This window comes from Micromonospora palythoicola (assembly GCF_036689795.1).
GTDB lineage: Bacteria > Actinomycetota > Actinomycetes > Mycobacteriales > Micromonosporaceae > Micromonospora > Micromonospora palythoicola.
Window position 1 is genome coordinate 26008 of sequence record NZ_JBAGKI010000063.1, and the last position, 7682, is coordinate 33689.

A 7682-nucleotide genomic window follows, 5' to 3' on the forward strand; every position below is an offset into this window, starting at 1 on the left:
CGACCGGCGGCGGGCGTGAACCCATGGGATCAGCGGGCTGGCCGTTGATCGGGCTGGTCGCGGGCGCGGCCGCCGGCTGGCTCTGGGGCTGGTCCGCGAGCGACTACGAGGCGATCGACTCGGCCGTCGGCACCGCGCTGCTCGGCGCGGTGGCCGGCCTGCTTGCCGGCGCGACCGCCTACTCGCTCACCCGCCGCAAGCGTGACAGAGACTGACGGGCTCACTCGGCTTCGAGGCTGGCGATGGCCAGCCCGGCGGCGTCGGCGGCGGCCTGCCGGTCGGCGCGGGTCTGCTCCTCGCGGGTGAGCAGGTTGGCGTACTCGGCAAGGTCGGCCGGGTCCGGCACCTCCGGCAACCGGCGGAGGAAGGCTTCGCACTCCCGGACGGCGGCGGTGTGCGCGGCGGCGGCCCGACGGAGCATTTCGCGCTCGCCGGCGGCGGGATAGAGGTCGGTCATACCCGCCCCTTACCCGCGCTCAGCCGGTTCGCACCCGGTGTGCCGTCACCACCGGCGCGGGTCGCCGGACACCGAACGCCGGGTTGCGCAGCAGCCAGGCCAGGTACGCCGGATGCGGCGCGAGGGCGTCGGTGTACGCGACCAGGGCGGTCTCCAGCACCAGGTCGGCGGTGCGGGCGGCGGCGGACTCCGGATGCCAGCCCAGCATCAGCCGCCAGCGCAGCGGCGTGTCGACGAGCCGGCGGGTCACCAGACCGGCGACCGGTCGGAAGGTGGCCTGGCACAGCGCCACCGCCTCACCGGCGTCCACCAGGTCGATGCAGCTGCGCACGTCGGCCTCGTACACCTTGCGGGGGGTGAACCCGGCGCGGGCGCAGGCGGCGGCGAAGCAGTCGCCGAAGCAGCCGTCCCCCGGCGCCGCCACCCACTGCTCGTGTCGCAGGTCGGCCAGGTCCACCTCGTCGCGCCCGGCCAGCGGATGGGTCTCCGGCAGCAGCACCATCACCGGGTCGACGGCGACCTCCCGCCAGCTCAACCCGTAGTCCGCCGACGGTGTCGAGTCGCCGCACACCCCGGTCAGCGCGTAGTCCAACCGGCCACCGGCGACCAGCTGGGCCAGCTCGTCGACAGACCAGGAGGCGTGCGTGCTGATCTGCGCCTGCGGCTGCTCGGCGGCCAGCCGGTGCACCAGCCGACCCAGGATCGGGCTGTTCACCCCGCCGAACCGGTACCGGCGGGGTGCGTCGCCCGCGCCGGCCAACCGGGCCGCCTCGTCCTGCAGGCCCTTCATCGCCGGCAGCAGCACCCGGGCCCGGGCCAGGACCAACTCGCCGAGGGCGGTGGGCCGCGCGCCGCGCCGGTCCCGCTCGAACAGCGGCCCGCCGAGGGTACGTTCGATCCGCTGGAGCTGGGCGGTCAGCGCCGGCTGGGCCAGGCCGAGCGTCGAGGCCGCCTTGGTCACGCTCCCCGTCTCCGCGATGGCGCAGACCACCCGCAGGTGGCGCAACTCCAGGTTCATAGCGTGACGGTAGGGCCACGGCGCAGCTCGCGGTAGTGCCCGGACGGATCAACGACCGTGAACGTGTCGTGGGTCTCTCACCGAGGTGGCGGCTCGGTGAGTTCACCCAACTGGGTGTGCCGGCCGGCGAGGACGTCCCGAACCTTGTCGACCACCCCGACCGCCGGCTCGACGATCCGGTTCCACGGCGGGCTGTGCGGCACCGCCGGATGCGGGCGGGTCGGTGCCGCCTCCTCGGCGATCTCGAGCCGGTTGCCGAGCCGGATCAGCTCCTCCTCGGTGGCGGCGGCGCAGAGCCGCCGCATCAACGGGTCGACCGCCCGGGCGTGCGCCTCGACCCGCGCGGCCACCTCGGGCAGGGCGTCGTCGGTCAGCCCCTGCAGGGTCCGCAGCAGCTCGACGTCGCCGGCCAACACCTCGTCGACAAGCGGGTTCGCGTCCGCCACGGCGTGGCGGACCGCGGGCAGCAGGTACTGCTCCTCCCCGGACAGATGCCGCGACAGGGCGGCGACCAGGACGTCGCGGCCGTGCTCCGGATCCGGCCCGGGCTCGATCAGCCGCCGGGTCAACTCCAGCAGCTGCCGGTGCTCCTCGGCGACGAGGTCGGCGATGCTGCGCCCGGTGGGCTTGTACTCCTCCCCGGGGGTGGGCGGCAGCGGCGGCAGGTGGACGGACATGGTCGCCTCCTGGGCGGGCGGGCGGAGCGACTAGGGGGCTTCGACGGGCATCGGGCAGGCGCGGCAGTACCCGCGGTAGCCCGAACCGAAACCCTGGGCTGATATGAAGGCACGATGACGAGCGACGCCCACGCCGCCCTCCCCGCGCCGACCGACGAGGTCGTCGAGCTGTGCCGGGACCTGCTGCGCATCGACACCACGAACACCGGCGACAACGACACGAGCGTCGGCGAACGCGGCGCGGCCGAGTACGTCGCCGAGAAGCTCGCCGAGGTCGGCATCACCCCGGTCGTCCACGAGTCCGCGCCCGGCCGGGCCAACGTGGTCGCCCGGATACCCGGCACCGATCCCAGCCGCGGCGCGTTGCTCGTGCACGGGCACCTGGACGTGGTACCGGCGGACGCCGACGAGTGGTCGGTGCACCCGTTCTCGGGCGAGCTGCGCGACGGCTACCTGTGGGGTCGCGGTGCCATCGACATGAAGGACTTCGACGCGATGGTCCTCGCGGTGGTGCGGCACTGGCAGCGTACGGGGGTGCGTCCGCCCCGCGACATCGTGCTCGCGTACACCGCCGACGAGGAGGCGGGCAGCGAATACGGCGCGCACTTCCTGACCACCCGGCACCGCGACCTCTTCGACGGTTGCACCGAGGGCATCGGTGAGGTCGGTGGCTTCTCCTACACGGTGGACCCGTCGCGGCGGCTCTACCTGATCGAGACTGCCCAGAAGGGCATCGACTGGCTGCGGCTGCACGCCAAGGGCCGGCCCGGGCACGGCTCGATGCTGCACGACGACAACGCGGTCACCGCGCTGGCCGAGGCGGTGGCCCGGATCGGCCGGCACCGCTTCCCGGTGGTGGTCACCGACACCGTGCGCGCCTTCCTGGCGGAGATCTCCGAGGTCCTCGGCATCGAGCTGGACCCGGACGACCCGGAGGCCGCCATCGCCAAGCTCGGCCCGATCGCGAACATCATCGGCGCCACCATCCGCAACACCGCGAACCCGACCCGGCTCGCCGCCGGCTACAAGGACAACGTCATCCCCGGCCGGGCCAGCGCCACCATCGACTGCCGCAGCCTGCCCGGCCAGTCTGAGCTGCTGGAGCGGCAGTTGCGTGAGCTGGTCGGCCCGGACATCGCCATCGAGTACGTCCAACGGCAGCCGGCGCTGGAGACCACCTTCGACGGCGACCTGGTCGCGGCCATGGCCGCCGCGCTGCGGGCCGAGGATCCGGGTGCCCGGCCGGTGCCGTACATGCTCTCCGGCGGCACCGACGCCAAGGCCTTCGCGCAGCTGGGCATCAGGTGTTTCGGGTTCGCGCCGCTGCGGTTGCCGGCCGACCTGAACTTCTCGGCGCTGTTCCACGGCATCGACGAGCGGGTGCCGGTGGACGGACTACAGTTCGGCGTGCGGGTTCTCGACCGGTTCCTGCGCACCTGTTAACCCGCGTCCGGATGGACGCGACATCCTGGATTCTTCGTGAAGGGGACGCCTCACATGACCGACCAGCACGGTGAGCTGGACGCCGCCCTCGAGCGCGTGATCGAAGCGGCCCGCCACCACCTGGCCGCCGTCCGGGCCGCGCAGGGCCGGATCGACGACGACGACGTCTGGCAGGCGTACGTCGCGCTGAACAACGCGTCGTTCGCCTACGACGAGCAACTCATGGACGCCTTCGGCGAGGTCACCCCGTGGGACGTCGAGTCCATCGACCCGGACGAGGCCGATCAGCGTTTCGGCGGTGGTGAGGGAGTCGAGTCGACCGACCCGCACCCGCAGGTGATCTCGGTACGCCAGCGCCGTGACTACCGGGTGCCGAGCGTCTCCGCGTTGATCCGGGTCGCCGAGGCGGCCCGCCGGGAGGGCGTACCCGGTGACGACGAGGTGCCGCCGGTGGAGGGTGTCGGCGAGGCGGTGCTGGAGCTGCTGCAGAGCGGCGACGGTTCGCTGGGCGCGCTCGACGTGCCGGAACTGGAGCCGCTCGACGGTGTGGTGATGGTCAGCGAGGTCGGCACCCCGGTCGACCTGGAGTCGTTCGCCGACGACGACCCGGTGGGCCCGTTCCAGCCGGGCGCCGACGACCGCCTGGTCGGCCGCCTCGACGAGCACCCCTTCCTGGAACTCGACGACGAGCACGACCACGTCCACTGACAGCTCAGGCGCCCAGCGGTAACCGGGCCGGTCGCAACGGTCGGCCCGGTTACCGGCGCGCCGTCGACGGTCAGTACGACAGGCCCGGCTGCGGCTGGTTGACCCGCCGGCGACGCAGCACCACCTGCCGCGTACCGTCCCGGAACAGCCGCACCCGGGCCAGTTCCCAGCCGGAGAACTCAGCCTGGATCGCCAGCTGCGCCGCGGCGGTCAACCGGTCGACGTTCGGCGGCAACCGCAGCGGCGCGTATTCGTAGTCCATGTGGCCTATGCTGCCCAGCCGGACCCCCGCAGCGCCACCCTTCGGCGCGTGATGCTCAACCGTCGCGCTCCGGATAGCCGACCTCCAACGCCGAGACGTCGTCCAGCGCCGTGGTGATCTCGTCGGGCAGGGTCATCCGTTCCACCTGGAGCGCACCGAGCAACTGCCCCGAGGTACGCGCGCCGAGGATCGGCGCGGTCACGCCCGGCCGATCCCGGATCCAGGCCAGCGCCACCTCCAGCGGTGAGACGCCGAGGCCGCTCGCGGCGGTGGCCACCGCCTCCACGATGCTGGAGCAGCGCGGCTCCAGATACGTGGCGACGAACCGCTCGAAATGCGGCGACACCGCCCGGGAGTCCGCCGGTCGGCCGTGCCGGTACTTGCCGGTCAGCACCCCTCGACCGAGCGGCGACCAGGGCAGCACCCCCAACCCGAGCGCCTCGCAGGCGGGCAGCACCTCCCGCTCCACCCCCCGCTCCAGCAGCGAGTACTCCACCTGGGCGGCGACCACCGGCGCCCGCCCCGGCCAGGCCGCCTGCCAGGCCGCCGCCCGGGCGGTCTGCCAGCCGGAGAAGTTCGACACGCCGACGTAGCGCACCCGGCCGCTGGCCACCGCGTGGTCCAGCGCCGCGAGGGTCTCCTCCAGCGGGGTCTGCGGATCGTAGCCGTGCACCTGGAACAGGTCGACGTGGTCGGTGCCGAGCCGTCGCAGCGAGGCGTCAAGCGTACGCAGCAGGTGCCCACGGGAGCCGTCCCGGCGTCGGGCCCCGCCCGGCCGAAGCCCCGCCTTCGTCGCGATCAGCAACTCCTCGCGCGGCACCAGGCTGCCCAGCAGCGAGCCGATCACCGACTCGGCGTCGCCGTCGCCGTACACGTCGGCGGTGTCGATCAGGTTGCCACCGGCGTCGAGGTAACTCTTCAACTGTGCGGCCGCGTCGTCGGCGTCGGTGTCCCGGCCCCAGGTCATGGTGCCGAGCGCGAGCCGGGAAACCGCCAGCCCGCTGCGGCCGAGCGGTCGCTGCTGCATGGGTGAACCTTATTTCGAACCAGGGCCGGACGGATATCCTCGCTCCCGTCGAGTCTGCCCGCGGATCGGGGTGAGCCGGTGATCGTCCCGGCCACCCGCACCGCGTAACCTGATGCGACTGCGGATGGGGGAGGACTCTGTGCGACTCGGGCTAAGCCTCGGATACCAGACAGCGTGGAGCACGCCGGCCGACCACCTGGCCCTGGCTCAGGAGGCGGACCGGCTCGGCTACTCGGTGGTGTGGGCCGCCGAGGCCTACGGCTCCGATTCGCCGAGCATGCTGGCCTGGATGGCCGGACAGACCGAGCGAATCGACATCGGCAGCGCGGTGATGCAGATCCCCGCCCGGACGCCCGCGATGACCGCGATGACCGCCGCCACGATCGACGCGCTCTCCGGGGGGCGGTTCCGGCTGGGCCTGGGGGTGTCCGGCCCGCAGGTCTCCGAGGGCTGGCACGGCGTCCGGTTCGGCAAGCCGCTGGCCCGCACCCGCGAGTACGTGGACATCGTGAAGCTGGCGGTGGGCCGCAAGGAGGTCGCCTACGACGGCGAGTTCTACACGCTGCCGCTGCCCGACGGTCCCGGCAAGGCACTGCGGTTGGGCTTCCACCCGCCGCGCGAGCACATCCCGATCTACCTGGCGGCGGTGGGCCCGAAGAACCTGGAACTGGCCGGCGAGATCGCCGACGGCTGGCTGGCGGTCTTCTACGCCCCCGAGTTCGCCCAGGAGCAGCTGGCGGCGGTGCGGGCCGGTCGGGCCAGGGCCGGCAAGGAACTGGCCGGCTTCGACGTGGTGCCCTCCGTGCCGGTGGTGGTCGGCGACGACCTGGACTCCTGCGCCGAACTGGTCCGCTGGTACGCGGCGCTGTACGTCGGTGGCATGGGCAGCCGCCAGCAGAACTTCTACAACCAGTTGGCCACCCGGATGGGCTACGGTGACGCCGCCCGCGAGGTGCAGGAGCTCTACCTGGCCAAGCGGCAGCGCGACGCCGCGGCCGCCGTGCCGATGGAGTTCATCGACCGGACCTCGCTGCTCGGACCGAAGGAGCGCATCGCCGATCGGATGCGGGAGTACGCCGAGGCGGGGGTCACCACCCTGTCGGTGACCCTCTTCGCCGCCGACCGTGACACCGGCGTGCAGACCCTGCGGACCGTAGCCGAGGCGCTGGACCTCTCGGGAGTCGGGGAGTGACCTGGATCGAAGCCATCGTCCTGGGCATTGTCCAGGGCCTGACCGAGTTCCTTCCGGTCAGCTCGTCCGGTCACCTGCGGATCACCTCGGCGATCTTCTTCGAGCAGGACGCCGGAGCGTCCTTCACCGCGGTCACCCAGCTGGGCACCGAGGCGGCGGTACTGCTCTACTTCGCCAAGGACATCTGGCGCATCGGCCGGACCTGGGTGGTCGGCATCTGGGACAAGTCCGTCCGTGCCAGCCTGGACTACCGCATGGGCTGGTACGTGATCGTCGGTTCGATTCCGATCGGCTTCTTCGGTTACCTGTTCAAGGACCAGATCCGGGAGACCGCCCGCAACCTGTGGGTGGTCGCCACCACCCTCATCGTGTTCGCCTTCGTGCTCGCGTTCGCCGAGTACTGGGGCCGGCAGACCCGGACCCTGCGCGACTTCCGGCTGCGGGACGGCGTGGTGATGGGCTTCGCCCAGGCCCTGGCGCTCATCCCGGGCGTCTCCCGGTCCGGCGCGACGCTCACCTTCGGTCTCTTCCTGAGCCTGACCCGGGAGACCGCGGCCCGCTACTCGTTCCTGCTGGCCATCCCGGCGGTGGTGATGTCCGGGATCTTCAGCCTGGGCGACGTCTTCGAACCGGCGGCGCCCGGCACCTCGGTGCCCACCGTCGCGCAGATGATCGTCGCCACGCTCATCGCGTTCGGTGTCGGCTACGCGGCCATCGCCTGGCTGCTGCGTTACGTCGCGCACCACACCCTGTACATCTTCGTGCTCTACCGGGTCGCGGTCGGCACGCTGGTTCTGGCTCTGCTGCTGACCGGAACCATCAGCGCCACCTGAGCCTGAGTTCTCGGGTGGGGCTGGGAGCTGATCGTGTCCGGCTCGTTGGGTGGTTGCGGTGGGGC

Annotated in this window: 10 protein-coding genes; 5 read left to right on the top strand and 5 right to left on the bottom strand. The window is 72.2% G+C overall.

Annotated elements, in window-relative coordinates; translation table 11 throughout:
- Positions 1–23: 23 nt before the first annotated feature.
- Entirely contained in the window at positions 24–215 is a 192-nt protein-coding gene (locus V5O40_RS22580) for a hypothetical protein (protein WP_332907323.1), read from the top strand.
- Between the two features lie 5 nt (positions 216–220).
- Here V5O40_RS22580 and V5O40_RS22585 read toward each other — a convergent pair whose 3' ends face one another.
- The 3 genes from V5O40_RS22585 to V5O40_RS22595 form a co-directional block, all read right to left on the bottom strand.
- Positions 221–457, bottom strand: coding sequence for a hypothetical protein (locus tag V5O40_RS22585; protein ID WP_332907324.1), 237 nt, complete (start codon positions 455–457; stop codon positions 221–223).
- A 19-nt stretch (positions 458–476) separates the two neighbouring features.
- Entirely contained in the window at positions 477–1475 is a 999-nt protein-coding gene (locus V5O40_RS22590) for a LysR family transcriptional regulator (RefSeq protein ID WP_281580919.1), read from the bottom strand.
- A 77-nt stretch (positions 1476–1552) separates the two neighbouring features.
- The gene (locus tag V5O40_RS22595) at positions 1553–2152 is read right to left on the bottom strand and encodes a hemerythrin domain-containing protein (RefSeq protein ID WP_332907325.1); all 600 of its coding nucleotides are present in this window, start codon (positions 2150–2152) and stop codon (positions 1553–1555) included.
- Between the two features lie 114 nt (positions 2153–2266).
- Here V5O40_RS22595 and V5O40_RS22600 point away from each other — a divergent pair, with 114 nt between their 5' ends.
- Together V5O40_RS22600 and V5O40_RS22605 are read left to right on the top strand one after the other, a co-directional pair.
- Entirely contained in the window at positions 2267–3595 is a 1329-nt protein-coding gene (locus tag V5O40_RS22600) for a M20/M25/M40 family metallo-hydrolase (protein WP_332907326.1), read from the top strand.
- 54 nt (positions 3596–3649) lie between these two features.
- Positions 3650–4303 (top strand): hypothetical protein, encoded by a 654-nt coding sequence (locus V5O40_RS22605; protein ID WP_332907327.1) that lies wholly within the window; start codon positions 3650–3652, stop codon positions 4301–4303.
- Between the two features lie 70 nt (positions 4304–4373).
- On the opposite strand, the gene V5O40_RS22610 is transcribed toward V5O40_RS22605, so the two are convergent.
- Positions 4374–4565, bottom strand: coding sequence for a DUF5703 family protein (locus tag V5O40_RS22610; protein WP_053655860.1), 192 nt, complete (start codon positions 4563–4565; stop codon positions 4374–4376).
- Positions 4566–4620: 55 nt separating this feature from the next.
- Positions 4621–5592: an aldo/keto reductase gene (locus V5O40_RS22615; protein WP_164447238.1), complete on the bottom strand. Its 972-nt coding sequence runs from the start codon at positions 5590–5592 to the stop codon at positions 4621–4623.
- Positions 5593–5731: 139 nt separating this feature from the next.
- Between V5O40_RS22615 and V5O40_RS22620 the strand changes: the two genes are divergently transcribed.
- Both V5O40_RS22620 and V5O40_RS22625 read left to right on the top strand, forming a co-directional pair.
- Positions 5732–6784: an LLM class F420-dependent oxidoreductase gene (locus tag V5O40_RS22620; RefSeq protein ID WP_332907328.1), complete on the top strand. Its 1053-nt coding sequence runs from the start codon at positions 5732–5734 to the stop codon at positions 6782–6784.
- Positions 6781–7617 (top strand): undecaprenyl-diphosphate phosphatase, encoded by an 837-nt coding sequence (locus V5O40_RS22625; RefSeq protein WP_332907329.1) that lies wholly within the window; start codon positions 6781–6783, stop codon positions 7615–7617. Before V5O40_RS22620 ends, V5O40_RS22625 begins: the two co-directional genes overlap by 4 nt.
- The last annotated feature ends 65 nt before the right edge of the window (positions 7618–7682 follow it).